Origin of the sequence: Ruania albidiflava DSM 18029 (assembly GCF_000421225.1) — a bacterium.
In the GTDB taxonomy this organism is placed as follows: domain Bacteria; phylum Actinomycetota; class Actinomycetes; order Actinomycetales; family Beutenbergiaceae; genus Ruania; species Ruania albidiflava.
Genome location: NZ_ATWL01000015.1, coordinates 13,845 through 37,300, shown reverse-complemented (window position 1 = coordinate 37,300; position 23,456 = coordinate 13,845). Strand labels below are relative to the sequence as shown.

Annotated in this window: 20 protein-coding genes; 11 read left to right on the top strand and 9 right to left on the bottom strand. The window is 70.5% G+C overall.

Annotated features, from left to right (window positions below; translation table 11 throughout):
- Positions 1–42: 42 nt before the first annotated feature.
- Entirely contained in the window at positions 43–489 is a 447-nt protein-coding gene (locus K338_RS0115365; RefSeq protein WP_022919057.1) for an OsmC family peroxiredoxin, read from the bottom strand.
- Between the two features lie 235 nt (positions 490–724).
- On the opposite strand from K338_RS0115365, the gene aztD reads away from it, so the two are divergent.
- A complete protein-coding gene (gene aztD, locus K338_RS0115360; protein ID WP_022919056.1) occupies positions 725–2,065 on the top strand; it encodes a zinc metallochaperone AztD in 1,341 nt (446 codons plus the stop codon).
- Positions 2,058–2,951, top strand: coding sequence for a metal ABC transporter substrate-binding protein (locus K338_RS0115355; protein ID WP_027286905.1), 894 nt, complete (start codon positions 2,058–2,060; stop codon positions 2,949–2,951). Before aztD ends, K338_RS0115355 begins: the two co-directional genes overlap by 8 nt.
- A 7-nt stretch (positions 2,952–2,958) precedes the next feature.
- Here the strand turns inward: K338_RS0115355 and K338_RS23165 are convergent, their stop codons facing one another.
- Entirely contained in the window at positions 2,959–6,111 is a 3,153-nt protein-coding gene (locus K338_RS23165) for an efflux RND transporter permease subunit (RefSeq protein ID WP_022919054.1), read from the bottom strand.
- Between the two features lie 82 nt (positions 6,112–6,193).
- On the opposite strand from K338_RS23165, the gene K338_RS24715 reads away from it, so the two are divergent.
- Entirely contained in the window at positions 6,194–6,652 is a 459-nt protein-coding gene (locus K338_RS24715; protein WP_157612520.1) for a MarR family winged helix-turn-helix transcriptional regulator, read from the top strand.
- A gap of 18 nt (positions 6,653–6,670) precedes the next feature.
- Here K338_RS24715 and K338_RS0115340 read toward each other — a convergent pair whose 3' ends face one another.
- Positions 6,671–7,759, bottom strand: a complete 1,089-nt coding sequence (locus K338_RS0115340; RefSeq protein WP_157612518.1) for a YeiH family protein — start codon at positions 7,757–7,759, stop codon at positions 6,671–6,673.
- 100 nt (positions 7,760–7,859) lie between these two features.
- Here K338_RS0115340 and K338_RS0115335 point away from each other — a divergent pair, with 100 nt between their 5' ends.
- The 3 genes from K338_RS0115335 to K338_RS23150 all read left to right on the top strand — a co-directional run bounded on the left by K338_RS0115335 (position 7,860) and on the right by K338_RS23150 (position 10,663).
- Complete coding sequence (locus K338_RS0115335) at positions 7,860–8,744, top strand: LysR family transcriptional regulator (protein WP_022919050.1); 885 nt, start codon at positions 7,860–7,862, stop codon at positions 8,742–8,744.
- Between the two features lie 111 nt (positions 8,745–8,855).
- Entirely contained in the window at positions 8,856–9,440 is a 585-nt protein-coding gene (locus tag K338_RS23155) for an ArsR/SmtB family transcription factor (RefSeq protein WP_051154886.1), read from the top strand.
- A complete protein-coding gene (locus tag K338_RS23150; protein WP_022919048.1) occupies positions 9,437–10,663 on the top strand; it encodes an MFS transporter in 1,227 nt (408 codons plus the stop codon). The genes K338_RS23155 and K338_RS23150 overlap by 4 nt, the downstream gene beginning before the upstream one ends.
- Before the next feature lie 306 nt (positions 10,664–10,969).
- Here the strand turns inward: K338_RS23150 and K338_RS0115320 are convergent, their stop codons facing one another.
- Positions 10,970–11,989: a glutathione S-transferase family protein gene (locus tag K338_RS0115320; RefSeq protein WP_022919047.1), complete on the bottom strand. Its 1,020-nt coding sequence runs from the start codon at positions 11,987–11,989 to the stop codon at positions 10,970–10,972.
- Between the two features lie 10 nt (positions 11,990–11,999).
- Complete coding sequence (locus K338_RS0115315) at positions 12,000–13,067, bottom strand: LacI family DNA-binding transcriptional regulator (protein ID WP_211218245.1); 1,068 nt, start codon at positions 13,065–13,067, stop codon at positions 12,000–12,002.
- A gap of 201 nt (positions 13,068–13,268) precedes the next feature.
- Here K338_RS0115315 and K338_RS24710 point away from each other — a divergent pair, with 201 nt between their 5' ends.
- Both K338_RS24710 and K338_RS0115305 read left to right on the top strand, forming a co-directional pair.
- Positions 13,269–15,545: a beta-xylosidase family glycoside hydrolase gene (locus K338_RS24710; RefSeq protein WP_022919045.1), complete on the top strand. Its 2,277-nt coding sequence runs from the start codon at positions 13,269–13,271 to the stop codon at positions 15,543–15,545.
- Between the two features lie 68 nt (positions 15,546–15,613).
- Positions 15,614–17,044, top strand: a complete 1,431-nt coding sequence (locus tag K338_RS0115305; protein WP_022919044.1) for a family 20 glycosylhydrolase — start codon at positions 15,614–15,616, stop codon at positions 17,042–17,044.
- A 103-nt stretch (positions 17,045–17,147) separates the two neighbouring features.
- On the opposite strand, the gene K338_RS0115300 is transcribed toward K338_RS0115305, so the two are convergent.
- Positions 17,148–17,585 carry a DUF1905 domain-containing protein gene (locus K338_RS0115300; RefSeq protein ID WP_022919043.1) on the bottom strand — a complete coding sequence of 146 codons (438 nt, stop codon included), beginning with the start codon at positions 17,583–17,585 and terminating at the stop codon, positions 17,148–17,150.
- Between the two features lie 182 nt (positions 17,586–17,767).
- On the opposite strand from K338_RS0115300, the gene K338_RS0115295 reads away from it, so the two are divergent.
- Complete coding sequence (locus tag K338_RS0115295) at positions 17,768–18,598, top strand: aldo/keto reductase (RefSeq protein WP_040654125.1); 831 nt, start codon at positions 17,768–17,770, stop codon at positions 18,596–18,598.
- A 145-nt stretch (positions 18,599–18,743) separates the two neighbouring features.
- On the opposite strand, the gene K338_RS23140 is transcribed toward K338_RS0115295, so the two are convergent.
- Complete coding sequence (locus K338_RS23140) at positions 18,744–20,525, bottom strand: dolichyl-phosphate-mannose--protein mannosyltransferase (RefSeq protein ID WP_157612514.1); 1,782 nt, start codon at positions 20,523–20,525, stop codon at positions 18,744–18,746.
- A gap of 86 nt (positions 20,526–20,611) precedes the next feature.
- Between K338_RS23140 and K338_RS0115285 the strand changes: the two genes are divergently transcribed.
- Together K338_RS0115285 and rsmI are read left to right on the top strand one after the other, a co-directional pair.
- On the top strand, positions 20,612–21,244 hold the full coding sequence (locus K338_RS0115285) for a thymidine kinase (protein ID WP_027286901.1): 633 nt from the start codon (positions 20,612–20,614) through the stop codon (positions 21,242–21,244).
- Positions 21,241–22,083 carry a 16S rRNA (cytidine(1402)-2'-O)-methyltransferase gene (gene rsmI, locus K338_RS0115280; RefSeq protein WP_022919039.1) on the top strand — a complete coding sequence of 281 codons (843 nt, stop codon included), beginning with the start codon at positions 21,241–21,243 and terminating at the stop codon, positions 22,081–22,083. Before K338_RS0115285 ends, rsmI begins: the two co-directional genes overlap by 4 nt.
- Positions 22,084–22,167: 84 nt before the next feature.
- Here the strand turns inward: rsmI and K338_RS0115275 are convergent, their stop codons facing one another.
- Together K338_RS0115275 and K338_RS0115270 are read right to left on the bottom strand one after the other, a co-directional pair.
- The gene (locus K338_RS0115275) at positions 22,168–22,806 is read right to left on the bottom strand and encodes a hypothetical protein (RefSeq protein ID WP_022919038.1); all 639 of its coding nucleotides are present in this window, start codon (positions 22,804–22,806) and stop codon (positions 22,168–22,170) included.
- A 31-nt stretch (positions 22,807–22,837) separates the two neighbouring features.
- The gene (locus K338_RS0115270; RefSeq protein WP_022919037.1) at positions 22,838–23,413 is read right to left on the bottom strand and encodes an isochorismatase family protein; all 576 of its coding nucleotides are present in this window, start codon (positions 23,411–23,413) and stop codon (positions 22,838–22,840) included.
- Positions 23,414–23,456 lie beyond the last annotated feature (43 nt).

Sequence of the window (23,456 nt, the reverse complement as noted above, 5' to 3'; positions counted from 1 at the left end):
CGCGTCCTGGATCCCGGTGCCGCAGCGTCGGCCTGGTGCAGGTCAGGTCGTCTCGAGCGCGGCATCCACGGTGATCGTGGCGCCGGCGAAGAGTCGCGAGATCGGGCAGAGCGCGGACGCGTCCTCGACCACCTTGGCGAACCCTGCCTCGTCCAGGCCGGGCACGACCGCCCGCACGGTGAGTGCAGAGGTGGTCACCGTCGGGACACCGTCGACCTCGTCCAGGGTCACTGCCGCTTCGACGCTGACCCGGTCTGCCGGGGTCTTGTTCTCTCCGAGAGTGAGGGAGAGGGCCATCGAGTAGCACGAGGAGTGTGCCGCAGCGGCGAGCTCCTCGGGGCTGGTCTTGCCGCCGGGTGCCTCGGTGCGGGCTGCCCAGGTGACGGTCTGGCTGTCCAGTACCCCGCTGCTGCTGTCGCTGAACGTGCCGGTACCGCTGGCCAGCGGGCCTTCCCAGGTGGTCTTCGTGCTCCGAACGGCGATGCTCATGTCCTCTCAGTTTGTACAAGTGGCACTTGTCTAAATGATACACACTGGCAGCGCTGCTGCTAGGTCCGAGCCGGCCGGGCCTTGTCGCCAATCTCGTTCAGGCGCCGTCGCCGCGTCGGCGGGTCGCTGTCTCCGGGCCCACTCGCATCGATAATGAGAATGAGACGCATTACTGTTAGGGTGCGAGCAACCGATCGAAAGGAGTGGACCGGCCAGACTGCCGGTCCGACCGCTGATGACTACACAATCGCGCGCCGACCGCCGTGCACTCATCGCACTGTTCGCCGCTGTGCCGCTCGTCCTCACGGCCTGTTCGACCGCTGAGCCCGAACCGCCCCCGGGCGGCGCGTCGAGTCCTGCCGACGACGGGCCGCCGTCAACCGAGGGCACCGAGGTCGCCGCCGTCACCCCGCGGCTCGTGCTCAGCTACGACGGCGGGATCGAGGTTCTCGACGCCACCACTCTTGAGGTCGTCGGCGACCTGCCCGCCGAGGGCTTCCTACGCCTGAACGCCGCTGGCGACGGCCGACACGCGCTGGTCTCCACAGCCGAGGGCTTTCAGGTGCTCGACGCCGGGTCCTGGGCCGTTCCGCACGGTGATCACTCGCACTACTACACTGCCGACCCCGTGCTCACCGACATCACCTACCCGGCCCAGACCCCGGGGCACGTGGTGGCTCACGACGGCAAGGTCGCTCTCTTCGACGACGGTACCGGCACCGCGACGGTGCTGGACGCCACCGAGGTCGCGACCGGGCCAGAGGAGTCCGTGCTGCGCGAGTACACGGCGCCGTCCGCGCACCACGGCGTGGCCGTCGCCCTGGCCGACGGCACGCTGGTGGTCACCGTGGGCACCGAGGAGGCGCGCTCCGGCATCGGGGTGCTCGATGTCGAGGACAACGAGATCGCCGCCTCGGACCAGTGCCCCGGTGTGCACGGGGCCGAGGCCGCCGCTGAGGACGCCGTGGTGACTGGGTGCGAAGACGGTGCTCTGATCTACCACGAGGGTCAGATCGAGCATGCGGCTAGCCCGGATACCTATGGCCGGGTCGGTAACCAGGCTGCCTCGTCCGACTCTCCGATCGTGCTCGGTGACTACAAGAGCGACGCTGGTGCTGAGCTGGAGCGCCCCATGACGGTCTCTCTGATCGACACCCGCACCGCAGAGATCACGCTGGTGGGTCTGCCCTCCTCCTACTCCTTCCGCTCGCTGGCCCGCGGTGATGACGGCGAGGCGCTCGTGCTCGGCACAGATGGCGCTATCCACGTCATCGATCCAGAAGCCGGTCAGCTGGAGCGATCCATCCCGGTGATCGACGCCTGGGAAGAACCCGAGGAGTGGCAGCAGCCCCGCCCGACGATCGCGGTCGCGGACGGGACCGCCTACGTCAGTGACCCGGAGGCCCAGGCGATCTACGCCGTCGACCTGGCCAGCGGTGAGGTGTGGAACGAGACCGAGCTGACCGTGGTGCCGAACGAGCTGATCACCGTCAGCGGCGACGCCGAGGCCGTGAGCGAGGAGGACGACCACGCTCACGAGGAACACGAGCACGAGGAGCATGGTCACGATGACTGACCGACTCCGGCCGGCGGCCGCCCTCCTGGCGGTCGCCGGTCTGCTCGGCCTGGCAGCGTGCTCCGCGGAGCAGGAGTCCGACGGCGGTCCTACCGTTCTCGCTTCGTTCTACCCGTTGGTCTTCGTGTCCGAACGGGTGGGCGGGGCTGACGCCCAGGTGCGGAGCCTGACCCCGGCCGGCAGCGACCCGCACAGCCTGGAGCTCGCCCCGGCCCAGATCGTCCAGCTCAGCCAGGCGGACCTGGTGGTGTACAGCTCCGGGCTGCAGGCCGCAGTCGACGACGCGATCGCCACCCAACCGCCGGCTGACGTGATCGACGCGGTCGAGGCAGCTGGTCTCGCCGGCGCCGGCGCCGCCTCGCCGTTGGCTGCCGGCGACCCGCACTTCTGGCTCGATCCGACCCTGCTGGAGCCGGTCGCCGATGCTGTGGCCGACCAGCTCGCTGCAGCTGACCCGGAGAATGCGCCCGGCTACGCCGAGAGAGCGGACCAGCTGGTAGCCGCCCTGGAGGCGCTCGACCGGTCCTACGCCGAGGAGCTACAGACCTGCCAGGGCGCGGTGCTGATCACCTCGCACGAAGCGTTCGGCTATCTGGCCGAGCGCTACGGCCTGCGCCAGGAGGGCATCGCCGGGATCGACCCGGAGGTGGAGCCCTCGCCTGCGCGGGTGCGCGAGGTGGGCGAGGTGGTCCGGGGCAACGACGTGCGCACGCTGTACTTCGAGACGCTCGCCTCCCCACGCGTCACCCAGCAGCTGGCCGAGGAGCTCGGCGTAGGGACTGCCGTGCTCGACCCGCTGGAGAGCCCGCCGGCGCAGGGCGACTACCTGACTGCGATGACCACCAACCTGGAGGCGCTCACCAGCGGGCTCACCTGCGACCAGTGAGCGCGGGTCAGCGGGCAGCGTGCCGGCCGCTGGTGGCGCCGACCACCTGGCCGTTGGTGGAGTCGGTACGCTCCGTGGCCGAATCGCCGTCGCCCTCACCGGCGCCCGTCTGACGGAGCTGGCGCTTCTCCCCGCGGCGCTCGACGAGGAGGTAGAGCACCGGCACCAGCAGCAAGGTGAGGAATGTGGACGTGACCAGACCGCCGATCACCACCAACGCCAGCGGTTGGGAGATGAACGCGCTCCCGCCAGTGAGCCCGATCGCCATCGGGATGAGTGCCCCGATCGTGGCCGCAGCAGTCATCAGGATCGGGCGGAGCCGGTGCCGGCCACCTTCGGCGATCGCCTCCCGCAGCGCCATGCCCTGAGTCCGGTACTGGTTGATCAGGTCGATGAGCACGATGGCGTTCGTCACCACCACGCCGACCAGCATGAGTGCACCGATCAGAGCTGCCACCCCGAGCGGCGTGCCGGTGGCGAGCAGCAGGGCCACCGCGCCGGTCGCCGCGAACGGTACCGACACCAGCAGGATCAACGGCTGGACGAGCGAGTTGAACGTCGCGACCATCACCAGGTAGACGATCAGGATGGAGGCCAGCAGTGCCAGACCCAGCTGGCCGAATGCCTCCTCCTGGTCCGCGCTGACGCCACCGATCTCGGCGTTCACCCCAGCGGGCAGATCCACCTCGTCGAGTGCCGACTGCAGGTCCGCGGTCACCGCCCCCAGGTCCTCGGCGGTAGCAGTGGCGCTGATCGTCACGCTGCGCAGACCGTCGGCGCGGGTGATCTCCACCGGCTGGTCCACCACGGACACCTCGGCCACCTGCGACAGCGGCACGCCGCCGGCCGGTCCGGTCAGCTCCAGCGCCTCGATCTCCGCCTGGTCGGCCGGAACCTCGCCGACGTGCATCACGACGTCCTCGCGGCCGGTGTCCGTGTTCAGGCTCCCCACCGTGGTCCCTCGCAGGGCAGAGGCGACCGTCTGCCCGACCTGCGCCTCGGTCAGGCCGAGGGCGGCCGCCGCCTCCCGGTCCACGTCCACGGTGACCGTGGGCAGCTCAGCGGCCAGGTTCGAGGTGACATCAGTAGCGCCTTCGACGTCCTGCACTGCAGCGAGCACGTCCTGCGAGGCTGCGTCCACCTCGTCCCCGTCGCTTCCGGAGACGATCACCTCCAGCCCGCTCATGAAGCCAGCGGACATCCCCGTGGCCACGGTCAGGGTGCCGGCGTCGGTGAGGTGGTCCAGCTCGGTGCGCAGCTGGTCCTCTGCCGCGGCAGCATCGGCGTCCATGTCCAGGGTGATCGAGAACGTGGTGGACCCGCTGCTGCCGAAGAACGCCATCGAGCTGTCCCCGGAACCACCGGTGACCTGGTACGTCTCCACACCGGGCAGGTCGGCGATGACCTCCTCCACCTGGGCAGCAGCCTCGCTGGCGGCCTCCAAAGAGGTGCCTGCCGGCAGCTCCTGGCTCACGCTCAGCGTGTTCTCGCCAGTGTCCCCGATGAAGTCGGTCTTCAGCTGAGTGGCCATGCCCGCTGTCCCGGCCATCACGACGACCGCGATCACGATCGCCACCCACGGGCGGGCCAGCGCCCCGCGCAGCATCCGCAGGTAGGAACGCTGCAGCAGCGTGCGCCGCTCCTTCTCCTCCGCCTCAGCCTGTGCCTCCTGCGTCACCGGACCACCGGCGGGTGCGCGCACGAACCAGTACGCCAGCGTCGGCACGATCGTCAGCGCCACCAGCAGGGAGGCCAGCAGCGCCAGCGCGATGGTGAAGGCGAACGGCCGGAACAGCTCACCGACCATGCCGCCGACCAGCCCCATCGGCACGAACACCGCAGCGGTCGCCACTGTGGAGGCAGTGATCGCCCCGGCCACCTCTCGCACCGCGTCCAGGATGGCCCGCACCCGGGTCTTGCCGTAGCTCAGGTGACGGCTGATGTTCTCGATCACCACGATCGAGTCGTCCACCACTCGACCGATGGAGACGGTCAGCGCCGCGAGGGTGAACAGGTTCAGCGAGAAGCCGACCACCTTCAACCCGATCAGCGCTATCAGCAGGGACAGCGGGATGGACAGCGCGGTCACCGTGGTGGGGCGGATCTTGCGCAGGAACAGCAGGATGATCAGCACAGCGAAGACCAGGCCGAGCAGGCCCTCCACCGTCAGGTCCTCCACGGACTGCTCGATGAACGGGGCCTGGTCAAAGACCACGGTGATCGATCCGCCGTCACCCAGGGCCGCCTCGAAGTCGGCGAGCCGGTCCTGCACCGTCTCGGAGATCTCCACAGTGTTGCCGTCCGGGGTCTTCGTCACGGCGATGCCGAACGAGTCCTGCCCGTCGGTACGGGTGAAGGAGGTGGGCGCGACCCGCTCGGCGGAGACATCGGCGATGTCGGACAGCGGTACCGGGCCGGTCTCGGTGGGGATCGGCACCGCTGCCACGTCCTGCGCCGAGGTCAGTTCGGTGCCGGTCTGCACCGACATGGTGCGCTCGTCCTCGGTGATCTCCCCACCGGGGACCACCGCACCATTGGCCTGCAACGCTCCCTGCACCGCGTCCGGGGTGATCCCGGCAGCCGCCATCGCAGCCAGGTCTACGTCGATGGTGACCTGCTGGTCCCGTACGCCGGTGAGCTGGATGTCGCGAACGCCGTCGATACGCTCGATCTCCGGGATGACCACCGTGCGCAGCACCTCGATGGCCGCATCCGGGTCGTCGGTGGCAGCCGCCGACAGCTGGATCACGGGCAGGTCGTCCACACCGCCGCTGATCACCTGCGTGTCGGCATCCTCCGGCAGCATGCTGGACAGCCGGCTGATCGCGGCCTGGAACTCCTGCTGCGCATTGGTCACGTCCGTGCCGTACTCCAGCTCGAGCATCACCACGGACATGTTCGCGCTCGAGGTCGAGCTGGTGGTCTCCAGGCCGGTGACGGCCCCCGCCGCCTGCTCCACGCTGTCGGTCACCTGCTGCTCGACCACCTCAGGTGAGGCGCCCGGGTAGCTGGTCACTGCTGCCACGACCGGCAGGTTCAGCGAGGGCATCAGCTCCTGCTTCAGCGCTGTGGTGGACCACAGCCCGGCGACGACGGCCATCAGGGTGGCGAGCGCCACCAGTGCGCGGTTGGCCAGGCTGAAGCGGGCGAGTGCGGACATCGAGGCTCCGGATGTGGGATAGTCTGCAACGCAAGTTCGTTAGTAGCAGGCTAATGATTAGTGCCAGGCGAAGGTATCACGGGTGGATCAGCGACAACGACTCGTCGAACAGGTGCTCACCGCGCACGAGCAGGCCTCACGGATGCTGCTGCGCGAGGATCTCTCCGAGCTGTTCGACGCCACGCTGACCATGCAGCAGCTCAAGCTGATGGTCGTGCTGCACCGCGACGGGCCCACCAGCAGCCACGCGCTCGCCGACGAGCTCGCCGTCTCCACCCCGACCGTCTCCGGCATGGTTGACCGGCTCGCAGACCGAGGCATGCTCACCCGCAGCACCGATGCCCGGGACCGGCGGGTGCGCCTCGTCGCGCTCACCGACGAAGGTGACCGGATGGTCGCCAGCGTGCACGAAGCAGGGTGGCGGATCGGCCGGGACGTGATGGAGCGCATGCAGCTGGCCGATCTGCAGGCTCTCGCCCAGGGAGTGCAGGCACTCGCTCGCGCCGCACACCACCGTGCCGGCGGGAAGGTCGAAGGCTGATGTGCGGCGCCGGAGGGGTCAGAGCGTCCCGGTGAGGCCCTGCAGGCCCAGGCTGGTGCCCGCGACCACCACCCAGAGCAGACCGCCCAGCAGCAGCGGGCGGGCCCCCGCCCGGCGCAGCGCGGGAAGGTCCGTGGACAGGCCGATGGCAACCAACGCCGTCGTGATCAAGAACGTGGACAGGGCCCCGAGGCCGTCCTGGGCCACGGACGGGATCCAGCCGAGCGAGTTCGCCGTGGTCACCAGCACGAAGCCGACCAGGAACCAGGGCACCAGTCGCCACAGCGGGCGACGGCGGGACTCACCGTGCTCAGCGGTCTCATCCGCCGCTGTGCGTGCCCGGGCTTCGCGCCGAGCCACCAGCCAGGTCAGGCCCAGGCAGATCGGGATGATCGCCAGTGTGCGGGTGAGCTTGACGACGATCGCCGTGTGTGCCGCACCGTCTCCGAACGCCGCTGCTGCGGCGACCACCGAGGAGGTGTCGTTCACCGCGGTGCCGGCGAAGATGCCGAACGCTTCCGGGCTCATCCCGAGCAGGTGGCCGAGTGCTGGGAAGACCAGCACGGCGGCCACGTTGAAGGCGAAGATCGTGGACATCGCATAGGCGACTGTGCCGGCCTTCGGGCGCAGGATCGGGGTCACCGCCGCGATCGCCGAGGCGCCGCAGATCGCCGTGCCCACGCCGATGAGAGTGCGCAGGTCGCGCTGCACGCGCAGCACGCGGCCGAGCAGCGCGGCAGCCACCAGGCAGGCGCTCAAGGTGCCGAGCATCACCGGCAGCGAGGCCATGCCCGCAGCGGCCACCTCGCGCAGGCTCAGCTGTACGCCGAGCAGCACCACCGCCACCTGCAGCCCCCACGTGCTGGCGATGGGCAGGCCGGCAGCCCATGCGCTGCGCCGCCTCGAGCCCGCGACCGCGGCCACCAGCACGCCGGTGAGCACGCCGATCACCGGGGCGCCGATCACCGGGGCATAGCTGCCGGCCACAGTGGCCAAGGCGGCCAGCGCCACGGTCAGGGCGAGTCCGGCGACGGCGCCGGAGCTGGGCCGGCGGGTGGTGGCCGTGGTGCTGGCGGGTGTGGTGGAAGTGTCGGTCTGGAGTGGCACGTCTTCGATGGTGGCAACGTCCCCTGCCGTCCGGTACCTACCAGTTCTGAGTATGCCTATAGGCTGAACCTATGGATAGCGGATCGACCGGGAGGCTCCGGTGAGCGCCGACGTCACCCTGGAGGGCCTGCGTCTGCTGGTCGCCGTCGCCGAGCACGGCAGCATCTCCGCCGGAGCGCGCGAGGCCCAGATCAGCCAGCCCTCGGCCAGCGCCCGGATGAAGGACCTGGAGCGCCGCCTCGGACTGGAGCTGCTCGACCGGCGCACCCGAGGGGCGGAGCTGACTGCTGACGGCCGGGCGGTCACCGACTGGGCGCGCACCGTGGTGGAGGCCGCCGACGTGCTGCTCACCGGTTCCCGTGCGCTGGCCACCAGGCGCGAGGTGCGGCTGAGCATCGCGGCGAGCCAGACCGTGGGGGAGTACCTGATGCCCGCGTGGCTGGCGGCGCACCGCCGCGCCCGCGCAGACCATGCCGTGCGGCTGCAGGTGATGAACTCCCGTGATGTGATCGCCGCGCTGCGCGCCCGGGAGATCGACCTCGGCTTCATCGAGACCCCGGTGGTGCCCAGCGACCTGGCCCGGCGCAAGGTCGGGGCGGACCGGCTGACTCTCGTGGTCGGTCCCGGGCACCCGCTAGCACGGCGCCGCCGGCCGCTCGGTCAGCAGGAGCTGCTCGGCCTGTCGCTCGCCTCCCGCGAGGACGGATCGGGCACCCGGGAGGCGCTCAGCCGTGCGCTCGGCGCGCCGGTGCAGCCAGCCTTGGAGCTGGACTCGAACGCCGCGGTCAAGGTCGAGGTCGCCTCCGGCGGTTACCCAGCGGTGCTCAGCGAGCTCGCGGTCGCAGCCGAGCTACGGGACCGGCGGTTGGTCGAGGTGGAGCTGGCGGACGTGGACCTGCGCCGGACGCTGCATGCGATCTGGCGTCGGCCCGGTCGGCTGGCGCCAGCGGCGGCGGAGTTTCTCGCCGAGGTGCTCGGCCGCTGACCTGCGCTTGCGCCGGCGTGTCGCTCGCGCTGGCGGTGGTGCCCGACCAGACGCACCCAAATCGTGAAAGATCTCTTGCGAAAGAATGCTTTCAGGTCTACGGTCGGTGCCATGAAGCTCACCGATGCCCGCGCGATGCGTGCCCTGGCCCACCCGTTGCGGATCGAGCTGTTCGAGCGGCTCGCGATCGAGGGGAGCGCTACCGCAAGTGAGCTGGCCCCGCTGGTGGGGAGCACGCCGTCGAACTGCTCGTTCCACCTGCGCAGGCTCGCCGAGGCGGGATTCATCGAGCGGGTGCCCGGTAGCACCGGCAGGCAGCGCCCCTGGCGCGTGCTGGACATCCGGCAGCACTGGGACGAGTCCGCCAAGGACGACGAGGAGCTCGCCGGTGCCGCCACTGCTCTGGACAGCTCCTTCCGGGAGTGGGAGTTCGAACGCATCCGGCAGGCCGCCGCCCGAAGCAACCCGCCCGAGTGGCGCGGAGCGCTGGGCACCACCGGCGCGACGCTCTACCTCACCCCGGACGAGGCCCGCGAGATCACCGACCGGATCTCCGACCTGGTCGACGAGTACGTGCAGCGCTGGGACCACGTGGACCAGCGCCCGGCAGCCGGCCGACCGGTCCGGCTGTACACGACCACCTACCTGGTCGAGTCGGCGTCGGAGCGAGACGACGAGAACGAGGCAGATCGATGAAGACCTTGCTCCAGCACCGCATCTTTCGCCGGCTCCTGGGCGGTTGGACCATCGGCAACCTGGCGGACTCCGCCCTCTACCTCACCCTGGCGATCTGGGCGAAAGACCTCACCGGCAGCTCCTCGGCCGCCGGGCTGGTGTTCTTCGCCCTCGGACTGCCGACGCTCGCCGTCCCCGTGCTGGGGCTGCTCGTGGACCGGGTGCACCGCCGGTCGCTCATGGTGTGCGCGAACCTGATCGCCGCTGCGGCAGCCGCCTCGCTGTTCCTGGTCACCGATGCGTCGATGATCTGGCTGCTGTATGCGGTCACCGTCGTCTACGGCGGGCTCGGCATCCTGAACGGGTCCGCGCTGTCCGGGCTGCTGCGCGACCTGCTCCCCGACGAGCAGCTGGACGAGGCGAACGCGATGCTGTCCACCATCGACCAGGGGCTGCGCATCCTCACCCCGATGTTTGGCGCCGGGCTCTACGTGCTCTGGGGCGGGCGCGCCCTCGGCCTCGGGGTCGCGGTGCTGCTGGTGGCCACCGCTCTCGTCCTGGCCACAGTGCGCGCCGAGGAGTCCGAGCCGGAACGGGAGGAGACCGCGTTCTGGGAGCAGACGATCGCCGGGTTCCGGCACCTGCGCTCCGTGCCGGTGCTCTGGCTGATCGTGACGGTCACAGCGCTGGCATTCGGCGTCGTCGGGCTGTTCGACACGGTGATCTTCGAGGTGGTCGACCAAGGACTCGGCATGACGCCGGCGTTCTTCGGGGTGCTGATGAGCATCCAGGGAGCTGGTTCGATCCTGGGCGGGGTGACCTCGGCCCGGGTGCTGCGCCGGTTCGGTCCGCAGCGGGCGGTCGGCATCAGCCTGGCGATCCTCGCCGTGGTGGCGCTCGCCTGCGCGGCGGACGTGCTCGGCCCCGCGCTGCTGCCGTTGGTGGTCGTGGCGTTGTTCGCCGGCGGTATGGGCATCCCGTGGATGGTGGTGGCCCTGGTGACCACCAGGCAGCGGCTCACCCCGCCACGGCTGCAGGGCCGGACCGCAGCGGCCACCAACCTGGCGCTCAACGTGCCGCAGCTGATCTCCACCGGGGCTGGTGCCGCACTGGTCGCAGTGCTGGACTACCGGATCCTGCTCCTGCTGGCTGCGCTCGTGCTGGCCTGCTGCGGGGGAGTGCTGCTGCTGGGCCGGCGGCGGGATGTGGCCGCTGAGGCGGACGCGACCCGGACCGCCGTGTGAGCAGTCCCGCGAGGGTGCACCTATGGTTGCGATCCGCTGGAATCACGATCATAGGTGCACCCGCGTGGTGATGGGGCCAGGCGATAGACTCGCCGGCGGTTCCGAGCTGAGGAGAGACCCATGTGTCGACGAGTGACCTGCCCGACCTGCCGCAAACCCACCTGGGAGGGATGTGGCGAGCACATCGAGGAAGCCCTTACGGGCGTGCCCGAGCAGGAGCGCTGCCACTGCCGGTGACCAGCACAGCCTGAGCGGTGTCCGCACCGTCCAGCCCGGTGGCCCGATCAGCGGAACGCCGGCACCGGCTCAACGCAGCGGCGTCGCCTCCGCCGGCACCTGCTCACCGGCGCGCACCGGACCTGGCGGGGTGCCGTCGCCGAAGGGGCGGCCGCCGAGCTGGTCCCGGTGGTGGGGCGTGAGCCAGCTCGTCAGGTCCGGGCCCTTGGGCACGATCTGGCTGGGGTTCACGTCCTGGTGCACCACGTAGTAGTGCTCCTTGATCTGGGCGAAGTCCACAGTGTCGCCGAAGCCGGGGGTGGTGAACAGGTCCCGGGCATAGGCCCACAGCACTGGCATCTCGCTCAGCTTGGTCCGGTTGCACTTGAAGTGCCCGTGGTACACCGCATCGAAGCGGGCCAGCGTGGTGAACAGCCGCACGTCTGCCTCGGTGATGGTGTCCCCGACCAGGTAGCGCTGGTCGGAGAGCCGGTCGCTGAGCCAGTCCAGCCGCGCGAACAGCTGGTCGTACGCGCGGTCGTAGGCGCGCTGGGAGCCGGCGAACCCGCACCGGTACACCCCGTTGTTCACGTCCTGGTAGACCAGCTCGGCCACCTCGTCGATCTCTGCCCGCAGGTGGTCCGGGTAGAGGTCTGGTGCGCCGTCGCGGTGGAACTGGGTCCACTCGGTGGAGAAGTCCAGGGTGATCTGCGCGAAGTCGTTGGTGACCACCGCCCCGGTGGGCACGTCCACGATCGCCGGCACGGTGATCCCGCGCGGGTAGTTCGGCACCCGGGTGAAGTAGGCCTCCTGCAGCCGCTCGATACCCAGGACCGGGTCCACACCACCAGGGTCCAGGTCGAAGGTCCAGGACCGCGCATCATGGGTGGGGCCGGCCAGCCCCATGGAGATCGCGTCCTCCAGGCCGAGCAGCCGGCGCACGATGATCGCCCGGTTCGCCCACGGGCAGGCGCGCGCGGCGATCAGCCGGTACCGGCCCGGCTCGACCGGGTAGCCGTCCCGGCCGTCGGTGGTGATCCTGGTCTCGATGTACCGGGTGTCCCGAGTGTACTCCTGCCCGGGCTCTACATACGTGCCACTCTCAGCCATGGCCGCCAGCCTACGTCGCTGGCCGCTCGTCGGCAGGGCCTGCGAGGGTGGCGCCCGGCGCGATCGCGCACGGCAGGGTGACCCGCAGCTCGTCGGTGGACAGGTGCACCTGCGGATCGAGGATCTGTCCGAGCAGGCTCAGCGCCTCCGCGCCGAGGCGGGTGCGTGGCGGCACGATCCTGGTCAGCTCCACCGGCGTGGCGCGTGCGGGGTCGCCGAGGGTGACCAAGGACAGCTCGTCCGGTACGCAGACGCCGTCCCGGCGAGCGAGGTCGAGGACCACCAACGCATGCTCGGGGGACTCCACGAAGACCACGCTCGCCCCGGCGCGGCGCACCCGCCGCCACTCCTTCTCCAGGCCGGTCGTGCTGGCCGCCTCGATCACCGCCGTGCCCAGAGCGCCGCGGTCCCGCCGGGAGAGCTCATCGATGAGACCACGCAGGCGGTCCTGTACCGACTCACCGGAGCTGTCCCGATGGATCATCGCGAACCGACGGTGTCCCAGATCCCAGGCCTGGCCGACCAGCTCGGCGGTCGCGCCCGCATAGTCCGCCGCCACGTACGGGACACCTGGCGTCTCTCGCCGCCCGACGGCCACGAACGGCAGACCAGACGTGGCTAGTCGCTCCAGGTCCGCATCGTCCATCTCCAGGCCGAGGAGGAGGCAGCCGTCGGCCAGGCGCAACCGGTTCGCCGGGTGGAAGAGCTGGCGGCGGCCGTGGGTCACCGGTGCTGAGGTGAACATCAGCAGGTCATAGCCGAGCTGCTCGGCCTGGTGCTCGATGCCGGTGAGCAGGGCTGCATAGAAGTCGCGGCTGGCGGCCGGGAAGGCGGGTTCGTAGGTGAACACCCCGACCAGGCGGTTCATCCCGCCGGCGAGCCTGCGGGCCGCGGGGTCGGCCACGTACTCCGCCTCACGCAGTACTCGCAGCACCCGCTCCCGGGTGGCACGGGGGATCCGGCTGCGTGCGTCGGCCTTGCCGTTGACCACGAGCGAGACGGTGGACTGGCTCACCCCGGCCAGCTCGGCGACCTGCCGCTGGGTGATCCGCACCCGTGGCGCGTCCTGTCGTCGCACCCTGCCTCCTCGCATCGTCATCGGTGCTGCCGCCCCTATGAGCAGTTATTACTAGCCCGGCCTGCTCATGCGCATTAGCATCACGGGCGTTCCCATGCTAATCCGTATGAGCAACGGTGGGAACCGGAACGTCCCGGCCTCGCCGCCACCGGCGCTGGCGCGGAACGTCCGGTCCCTCCCGGAGGAGAAGGAGACGGATCGATGACGATCGCATCGCGCCTGCGCAGGCGGCTGCCCGCCACGCTGACGGTGCTGGCCGGGATGGTGGCCCTCGCGGCTCCCACCCAGGCAGACACCGCGCCGCCGCCGGCGGACTGGCCCGTGTTCGGGTACCAGGGGGTGATCACCATCAAGGACGAGATGATCTACAACCCGACGGATGAATTCATCTTCCCGAGCATCTTCCACGCCGGTGCCTACTTCGAGGACCCGCTGGGCGAGTGGTACCTCTACTACGCGCCGCACGACAACCCGGGCGGCATCTCCCTGATGTACGCCGACAGCCTCGAGGGTCCGTGGACCGAGTACGCCGAGAACCCGCTGATCACCAACGAGTGGGACCCGTACTACGCGGTGCCGCACGTCTCCAGCCCCGATGCGATCTGGAACACCGAGGCCGACCGGATGTTCCTCTACTTCCACGGCAGCAATGCCCAGACCCGCTGGGCGGAGACCGATGACGGCATCACCTTCGACTACGGCGGGATCGCGGTCGACAATGCCATGGGCGGCCCGGAGGTGACCGAGACCAGCTATGCACGGGTCTTCGAGCACCCGGACCCGGACTCTGGGTACGCCTACGCCATGTTCTACATGGGCAACGAGCGCGACGACATCCGCCGGATCCGGCTGGCCGAGTCGGTGGACGGGCGCACCTGGCAGGTGGACCCGGACTACGTGGTGGCACCCGGTGACGAGGAGGGCAAGAACGTCTCCGGCGGCGACCTCTGGGAGTGGAACGACCAGCTCTACGTGATCTACCACGCCTCCAGCGGCAACGTCTACGCCCGCACCATCGACGCCAGCCTGCGCGAGGTCGGCGAGGAGCCCATCCTGCTGCACAGCGCCAGCGGCCTCGGCGACGACGTGGGCCGCATCGCGGCACCGGAGATCGTCACCGACCACGGTGAGATGTACATGTTCTACGAGTCCGGCGACCGCCTGGGCGCCACCATCGCCTGGGCCAAGGAAGGCGCGGACGTGATCATGCCGCCCCCGTTCGGCGACTTCCCCGAGGACCCGGAGAATCCGGTGTTCGCGCAGTGTGCTGCCGACGGCAGCGACGAGTTCGAGGGCGGTGCGCCGACGGACGTCTGGGACCGCGTGGTCCGTGCGGAGGCCGCACGCCATCAGGTGGCTGGTGGTCAGCTCGTGGTGCCCACCTACACCGGTGGTGTGGCGGCCGCGCCGCTGCTGCAGCAGGAGCTGCCGAACGGGCCCTGGCAGGTCACCACGCGGGTCACCATCGACGCGACGCAGAAGTTCCAGCAGGCCGGTCTGCTGCTCTATGCCGACGACACCCACTACGCCAAGCTCGACCTCGGCCGGGCCACCCCCGGCCCGACCGTGGAGCTGGTGTACCACCGCGGCGGGCAGAACCGGCAGGACTCCGCCGCGCCGGAGATCGAGGGCACCACCACGATCTGGCTGCGCTACACCAGCGACGGTGACACCATCCGGGCCAGCGTCTCCTACGACGGCCAGACGTTCACCCGGTACGGCCGCGACATCGACGCGGCCGAGGCCGGATTCACCCACGTGGGCCCCTACGCCTTCCGCGGCACCACCGTGGCGGCCGAGATCTCGGCCAGCTTCGACTGGGTCCGCTTCTCCCCGGGCGCCGATGCCTACACCACCTGCCAGCAGGCCGCGGAGCCGTTGCCGGCGGACGAGGAGACGGCACCTCCAGCGCGGGGCGTCCTCTCCTCGACCAGCGGGTGGGCCACCGGTCTGCACGACGGCAGCTACGAGGTGCGGATGAACCTGTGGTGGGGCGCCAACGCCAGCCGGGTCGAGCTCTACGAGAACGGTGCCCTGGTCGCGGTGGAGGACCTGGTCGCCGCCGGGCCGACGGCACAGTCGGTCACGTTCCCGGTGCAGGGCCGGGCCAACGGCGAGTACACCTACACGGCGGTGCTGCGGAACTCGCAGGGCTCCAGCACCACCGAGCCGCTGCTGGTGCGGGTCACCGATGCCGAACCCGGCGTCGCGCACCTGAGCCACGACAACGACGACCACGACGGTGACTACCGGATCACGGCGGACATGTGGTGGGGCACCGACGCCGACCGCTGGGTGCTCTACGAGGACGGTGAGCAGGTGGCCGACGGTCGCCTGCAGGCCTCGACCCCGCGTGCCCAGCACGTCGAGGTGGCGCTGACCGGCCGGGCGCCCGGCGAGCACGTCTACGTGATCGAGCTCGCCAACGATGCTGGCAGCACCAGCAGCGAGCCGCTCACGGTGACCGTGCGCGACTGACCGGCAGGCAGGGGCACAGGCGGTAGCGTGACGAGGACCAGCCCGGCCTGCCGGAAGGAGACGCCCCCGTGACGTTCCCGCTCGTGCCCCTGCCCGCCACGATCAGCACCCGCGGCGGCGCCCCGACCACGCTGGACGCCAGCACGCAGCTGCTCGCACCGCAGGAGCTGGTGGCGGTGGCCGCCGCCATGCTGGACCTGCCCACCCGCGATGACGACGCCCCGGTGGCGGACCAGAGCACCTCGCCTTCCGTCGTCGTGCTGGCGGAGCAGGACAGCGACGGCGAAGCGTACGTGCTGCGGGCGGGTGATGGTCGCGTAGAGCTCGCCGGGGGCCGGCTCGGTCTGCTGCGCGGGTTGGCTACGCTCGTCCAGCTGCGTGACCTGGACCTGCCGCAGGCAGCTCCCGGACAGGTGCCCGGTGTGGAGATCGAGGACAGCCCCCGGTTCGCGCACCGCGGGCTGATGGTGGACATCTCCCGGCACTTCTTCGGCCCGTCGACGCTGACGAAGGTCATCGACCTGATGGCCGCCTACAAGCTGAACGTGCTGCACCTGCACCTGTCCGACGACCAGGGCTGGCGCATCGAGGTGCCGGGCCGCCCCGAGCTGACCGAGATCTCCGGCGCCACCCAGGTGGGGGAGGGGCCCGGTGGCTACCTGAGCACCGAGGAGTTCCGCGACCTGGTCGCCTACGCCGACGCCCGGGGCATCCTCGTGGTGCCGGAGATCGACATGCCCGGCCACGTGAACGCCGCCCAGCACGCGATCGGTGCCCTCACCGAGACCGGAGAGCCTGCCGAGGCCTACCGGGGTATCGAGGTGGGGTTCTCCAAGCTGGCCCTGGACAACCCGGCCACCGCACCGTTCATCGACGACGTGCTGGGCCACCTGGCTCCCCTCGTCAACGGCCCGTACCTGCACGCCGGTGGGGACGAGGTGCACACGATGCCGCGGGAGGAGTACGTGGCGTTCGTCCAGCACCTGGCCGACGCGGTGCAGCGCACCGGCAAGACTCCGATGATGTGGGGGGAGGCCGCGGCTGCCCCGCTGCCGGCGGGGGCGGTGGTGCAGCTGTGGGACTCGGGCGTGGACCCTGCGCCGGTGGTCGAGGCGGCGCGGGCCGGTGCACAGGTGGTGCTCAGCCCCGGTAACCGGGTCTACCTGGACATGCAGTACTACGAGGGTTTCCCGCTCGGGCTGCACTGGGCCGGGTACGTGGAGGTGCGGGACTCCTACGACTGGGATCCGCAGGCCTACCTGGACGGGGTGCCGGCCGAGGCGGTGCGGGGGATAGAGGCCGCGGTGTGGACCGAGACGATCGTCACCGAGGACGACCTGTTCACCATGCTCCTGCCCCGGCTGGCCGCGGTCGCCGAGGTGAGCTGGACAGCGCAAGAACAGCGCGACTGGGAGGCGTTCGTCCCGCGGCTGCGGGAGCACGCACCGCTGTGGGACGCCCAGGGCCTGGCCTACCACCGCAGCGAGCAGGTCCTCTGAGCGCAGCCGGCGCCGTCTCTCCCGGCGAGGGCGCTTGTCATCACCAGCGTCACGAGGATCCGGGCACCCGTGCCCGGATCCTCGTGACATTGCTGCCGGCGGCTCAGGACTGGAGCGCCTCGAGCACCTTGACCACCCGCCGGGCCTTGGTCTCGGCCGCCTTCGCCTCGGCGACGCCGCGGGCCGCCTCCTTGCGCCGGCTGTAGGACCACGCGCCGAACGCCTCGGTCAGACCTGCCTCCTCGAGCGCAGCGGTCAGCTCGGGCGGTATGTCCACAGTGCGTTCGGCCAGGTCCGGCGCGATCTGCGCCTCCACCTGGTCGCCGGCTTGGACGCTGAGCTGGGCGCGGACCGCCTTGCTCATCCCGATCATGTTCTCCCCACCCATCCGGGCCAGCCGGAGGCGGGCGGTGGTGCCCGCGATGGTCACGGTCACCGGACCGGCCTTGCCGACACCGAGGGTGGCGACCTGGTCGTCGGTGAGCACGATCGCGGCGGCGGGGCCGCGGGCCTCGATCGTGGTGTGCAGGGTCAGGGACATCGGTCCTCCTCGGCCGGGTGGGCCGACTCTACGCCGCCCACCGGCGACCAGCCTCCGCAGCGCCGCGAAGGACCGCTCCGGTGCCTGTGGTGCGTGACCGCACCGGCGGGCGGTGCCTGCACGGTGGTGCACTTGTTGTTACGGTGACAGTCGTGACTGATACGACCATTCCCAGCGTCGCGATGCGCGACGGCAATGAGATTCCCCAGCTCGGTTTCGGCGTCTGGCAGGTCCCGGACGACCAGGCGCAGGTCGCCACCGAGGAGGCCCTCCGGGTCGGCTACCGGCTCGTGGACACGGCAGCCGTGTACGGTAACGAGAGCGGCGTCGGCCGCGCGATCGCCGCGTCCGGTGTGCCGCGTGAGGACCTGTTCATCACGACCAAGCTGTGGAACGTCGACCAGGGCTACGACTCCACCCTGAAGGCGTTCGACGTCTCCATGGAGAAGCTCGGCCTGGAGACCCTCGACCTGTACCTGATCCACTGGGCCTGCCCGCGTGCGGACCGGTACCTGGACACCTGGAAGGCGTTCGCCACCCTCGCCGAGTCCGGCCGGGTGCGCTCGATCGGTGTCTCCAACTTCCACCGCACCGAGCTGGAGCGCATCATCGACGAGACCGGTGTGGTGCCGGTGCTCAACCAGATCGAGGTGCACCCCTACCTGCAGCAGGCCGAGATGCGGGAGCTGAACGCTTCGCACGGCACGCTCACCGAGGCCTGGTCGCCGCTCGGCTCCGGGAAGGGGCTGCTCGACGACCCGGTGCTGACCCAGATCGCTGAGCGGCACGGGGCCACGGCCGCGCAGGTGGTGCTCGCGTGGCACCTGCAGATCGGCAACGTGGTGATCCCCAAGTCGGTGACGCCCTCCCGGATCGCGGAGAACTTCAACGCCACCTCGGTGACCCTCTCCGATGCGGACCTGGAGCAGATCGCCGCCTTGGACAACGGCACCCGCTACGGCGGCGACCCGTCCACTGCACACTTCGGTCTGCCGGAGTTCGCCGACACGTGATCCTGCGGGGCTGAGGGCGGCCCGCCCGGCCCCGAGCGGTCCCCCAAACCTGAACGTGCTCGTCGATCTGGCCACAGCCGGTGGCCAGATCGACGAGCAGCTTTGTCTCTGGGGCGTGATGGGGACGGGGGTGGCGCAGTGCCGCTCAGATCCAGCTGGGCAGCAGCATGTGCAGGCGCCAGAACCAGTACGGCACCCACTGGTTGGACCAGATCGGCCAGTAGAACGCGCCCACCAGCACGGCGAGCACCACGATGCCCGCCGCCGTCCAGATCCCTGGTCGGCGTTCTCGTAACGGCCAGCTGGGACTGCCGACCAGGGTGGCCAGAGCGACCGTCAGTGCGAGCGCCACGAACGGTGCCAGCGCCACGGTGTAGAAGGTGAAGATGGTGCGCTCGGTGTAGGCGAACCAGGGCAGGTACGTCGCCGCGTACCCACCCAGGATGGCCCAGGCGCGCCAGTCTCGGTGCCGCACCGCCAGCCAGACAACGAGCAGCAGCGCCAGCGCCCCGCCCCACCACAGCACCGGGTTGCCCAGCGAGGTGATCGCCCCGACGCACCGGCTCGCGCCGCACAGGTCCATGGACGTGCCGTCCTCCACGTCCCGCCACGCGAAGGACGTGGGCCGCCACTGGACCAGCCAGCCGGCCGGGTGGGACATATAGGTGTGCTCAGAGGTCAGGTTGTTGTGGAAGTGCCACATCTTCAGGTGGTACTCCCACCAGGAGTTCAGCCAGTCCGGCAGCCAGGGGCGTTGCGGGTGCTCGGCGACGGCGTTCACGTCGCTGGCCCAGTGCCGGTAGTAGGAGCCCGGGTTCAGCCACCACGGCAGCCAGGTGAGCACGTAGACCACCGCCGCAGTGGGCACCAGCACCAGGAACGAGCGCACCCCGTCGCGCACCAGCCCGGCCCCGGACCACAACCGCACCGACAGCTCCCGGCGGGCTGTCACCGACCAGACCACCGCCACGATCCCGAACACCGCGAGGGCGTAGACCCCGGACCACTTCACCCCGCTGGCCAGCCCCAGGCACACCCCGGCCACCAGCAACCACGGGCGTAGCCCGGCCTTCGGCCCCCACGGGTCGCCGTAGCTGCCCCGTGCGGCCAGCTCTGTGGCAGCACGGGCGGCCAGGTGCCGCCGGTGCCACTGCCGGTCCAGCAGCAGCGCTCCGAACGCGGCGAGCACCCAGAACTGCAGGAAGATGTCCAGGATGGAGATGCGGGAGAGGACGATGTGCTCCCCGTCGACGGCCAGCAGCAGCGCAGCAGTGCACCCGAACAGGCTCGAGGAGAACAGCCGCCGCGCGATCCGAGCGAGCAGCAGCACCGAGAGCGTGCCGACCACGGCGGCGCTGATCCGCCAGCCCCACGGGTTCTCCGGGCCGAGCAGCCGCATCCCGATCGCGATCATCCACTTGCCCACGCTGGGGTGCACCACGTAGTCGGCGTCGGTGTTCAGGTCGGAGAAGTCCCCGGCGGCGAAACGTTCGTCCGGTTCCTCGTTCCAGGTTCCTTCGTAGCCCAGGGTGAGCAGGGAGTAGGCCTGCTTGACGTAGTAGGTCTCGTCGAAGACCAACCGGTCCGGGCGCTCCAGGTGCACCAGCCGGAGCACGCCGGCGACCGCCGTCACCAGCAGCGCACCGATCCAGCCCCACAGCCGGGAGCCGGGCACCGGGGGCAGCAGCCGGTCCTCGAGCGAGGTGCGGATCTCGGCAGCGGTGTGCGTGCCGGGCAGCGGCGGCCGGCGCACCAGCGCCTGCAGCTGGTGCCACCGGTTCGGCACCGGAGCAGCATGCCGGGCGGTTGCCGTGCCGGACGAGCCAGGAACCTCGGCCGTGGTCCTGGTGATCGAGCCGGCCAGAGTGGGAGCCGACGCCGTGGGGTCGCCTTCGCGCGCCCCCTCCTGCGCGCCCTCTGCTCTCACGCCCGCCAGTGTAGGTCGGGCCGGCCCGGGTGCGGGCCGGCTACGCGGCTACACTGCACTGGGCCCTGGACGACCTGGAGGATGGCGTGGCGAAGCTTCATTTCAAGTACGGCGCCATGAACAGCGGCAAGTCCGACACGCTGATCAAGACGGCCTACAACTACCAGGAGCGGGGCCTGCGGATCCTGGTGATCAAACCTGCCACGGACACCAAGTCCAGCGACGCGGTCGTCGCTCGGGGCGGAGCGTCCCGGCCGGTGGACGTCCTTGCCCACCCCAGCGACGACCTGCGTGCCCTGACGCTGCAGGCGCAGGAGGGCACCGGAGCGTTCACAGGGCTGTGGGACCCGGCTGAGGGTGAGGTGGCGCCCATCGCCTGCGTGCTGGTGGACGAGGCGCAGTTCCTCACCGAGGAGCAGATCGACCAGCTCTTCGAGCTCGCCAAGGACGACCAGATCAGCGTGATCTGCTACGGACTGCGCACCGACTTCCGTACCCAGGTGTTCCCCGGTTCCCGCCGGTTGTTCGAGCTGGCCGACAACTTCGACAAGCTGCCCACGATGTGCCGGTGTGGCTCCCAGGCGGAGTTCAACTGCCGCCGCGTGGGCGGCACCTTCGTGTTCGCCGGCGACGTGGTGGCCATCGACGGTGAGGACGTGATCAGCTACGAGTCCTTGTGCGGCAGCTGCTACCGGCACGAGCGGGAGAAGGCGACGTGACCGGGGCCGCCACCGGCGGTGTGATCGTGCTGGCCGCCACCCCGATCGGCGATGTCGAGGACGCCTCGGCGCGGCTGGTGCGCCTGCTCGGTGAGGCGGACCTGATCGCCGCCGAGGACACCCGCCGGCTGCGCGCCCTGGCCAGCCGCCTCGGCGTGCAGCTCAGCGCGCGGGTGCTGAGCTACCACGAGCACAACGAGCACGCCCGCACCGAGACGGTGCTGCAGGCGGCCAGCGAGGGTGGCACCGTGCTGGTGGTCACCGATGCCGGCATGCCTGCGGTCTCCGACCCCGGTTTTCGGCTGGTGCGCGCCGCCGCCGAGGCAGGGGTGCGCGTCACCGCCGCTCCCGGCCCGAGCGCCGCGCTGACCGCCCTGGCGCTCTCCGGGCTGCCCAGCGACCGGTTCTGCTTCGAGGGGTTCCCGCCGCGCAAGCCCGGTGAGCGGGACCGGGCGCTGGCCACGCTGGCCACCGAGCAGCGCACGATGATCTTCTTCGAGTCCCCGCACCGGATCGCCGCCACGCTGCAGGCGATGGCCGGTGCGTTCGGGCCGGACCGGGCAGCAGCGGTGTGCCGGGAGCTGACGAAGACCTACGAGGAGGTTCGCCGCGGACCGCTCGCCGCGCTGGCCGAGTGGGCCAGCGACCAGGTTCGCGGCGAGCTGAGCATCGTGGTCGCCGGCGCTGCCCCGGACCCGGCCGACCCGCAGGACCTGCTCGCCGAGGTGCTCCGCCGTACCGAGGCCGGGGAGCGGCTCAAGGACGTCACCGCAGAGCTGGCCGCCGTTCACAGGGTGAGTCGCCGGGAGCTGTACGAGGCCGCGCTACGCGCCCGCTGAGCCCGAGACCCAGTGCCGCTTGCCGCCCGCCACGGACGGTGCCGCCCACCGGGCTGCCGGCTGGGCCGCCCACCGGGCCGCCGGTCAGGCCGCGGCCACCGTCGCTGGCAGCATCGCGAACGAGACCACCACCAGCACTGCGCACACCGTCAGAGAGCCGACCGTGAGCGCATGGCGCGCGGTGAGAAGACCGACCAACCACTGCCCGAACCGCACCGCGAGCACCCCGGCGAAGACCGCCGCCACGGTGAGCAGCCACGGGTCGATCCTCAGCAGCAGGCAGGTGACGAAGGCCAGGCCGGCGAACACGATCGTGCCGAGGAACGTGATCAGCTTGCCGATGCCCTCCGGAGCGACCCGGCCCGCTCGGCGGAGCAGTCGTTGCAGCCCGGCGAGGATCGCGCCGTAGACACCTAGGGCGAGCACCGCGAACCCGGTGCCGGCGAACATGGTGACCACCGGGGAGGCGCTGTCGGTGGTCAGCATCACCAGCATCCCGAGCACCGCACCGAGCAGCCCGTAGCCCACCGGGTAGGTCAGCCACGCCGAGGTCAGCCGCCGAGTCGGACCAGGATCGGCAAGGGCGTCGGCGGCCCCGTGGTGCAGCGCCGGACCCGGGTTGGCCTCGATCGCGCGCGCGGCGGAGTACCCGTCCGGCTCGGGAGCTGGCGGGCCGAACCCGGAGGAGCCTGCTCGGCGGGTGGGGAAGGTCGGGCTGGTCACGCCTGCGCAGTCTACGGGTCGACCGAGCGTCTCAGGACTGCGCGGAGTCGACCAGCTGCACCCCGGCCGCGGCCATCTCCTCCCGCGCGGTGACGCCCTGGTCCTCGCTGACCGGCACGGTCAGGTCCTGCAGCACCCGCACGCGCAGGCCCTCACCCAGCGCGTCCAGCGCGGTCTGCTTCACGCAGTGCGACTCGGCGATGCCCACCACGTCCACCTCGGTGACCTGCGCAGAGGTGAGGATCTGGGCCAAGGTGGCGCCGCCGTCGTCCTTGCCCTCGAATCCCGAGTAGGCCGCCGCATAGGCTCCCTTCTTCACCGACGCATCCGGTGCCAGCTCCGCCAGCGCCGGGTGCAGCTCGGCCTCCGCCGTTCCAGCGATGCCGTGCGGTGGCCAGGAGTCCACGAAGTCCGGGGTGTCGGAGAAGTGGTCGCCGGGATCGATGTGCCAGTCCTGCGTGGTCACCACCAGCGCATAGTCGTCCCGGTGGCGGGCCGCGTAGGTGGCGATCCGTCCGGCGACGGCGTTCCCTCCGTCGACGCCGAGGGCGCCACCTTCGCAGAACGTGGGTTGGACATCGACCACCAGCAGTGCACGAGTAGCCATACCGCCACCATCCCACGCTCGGTCCCGGGTGACCAGGGGTGGC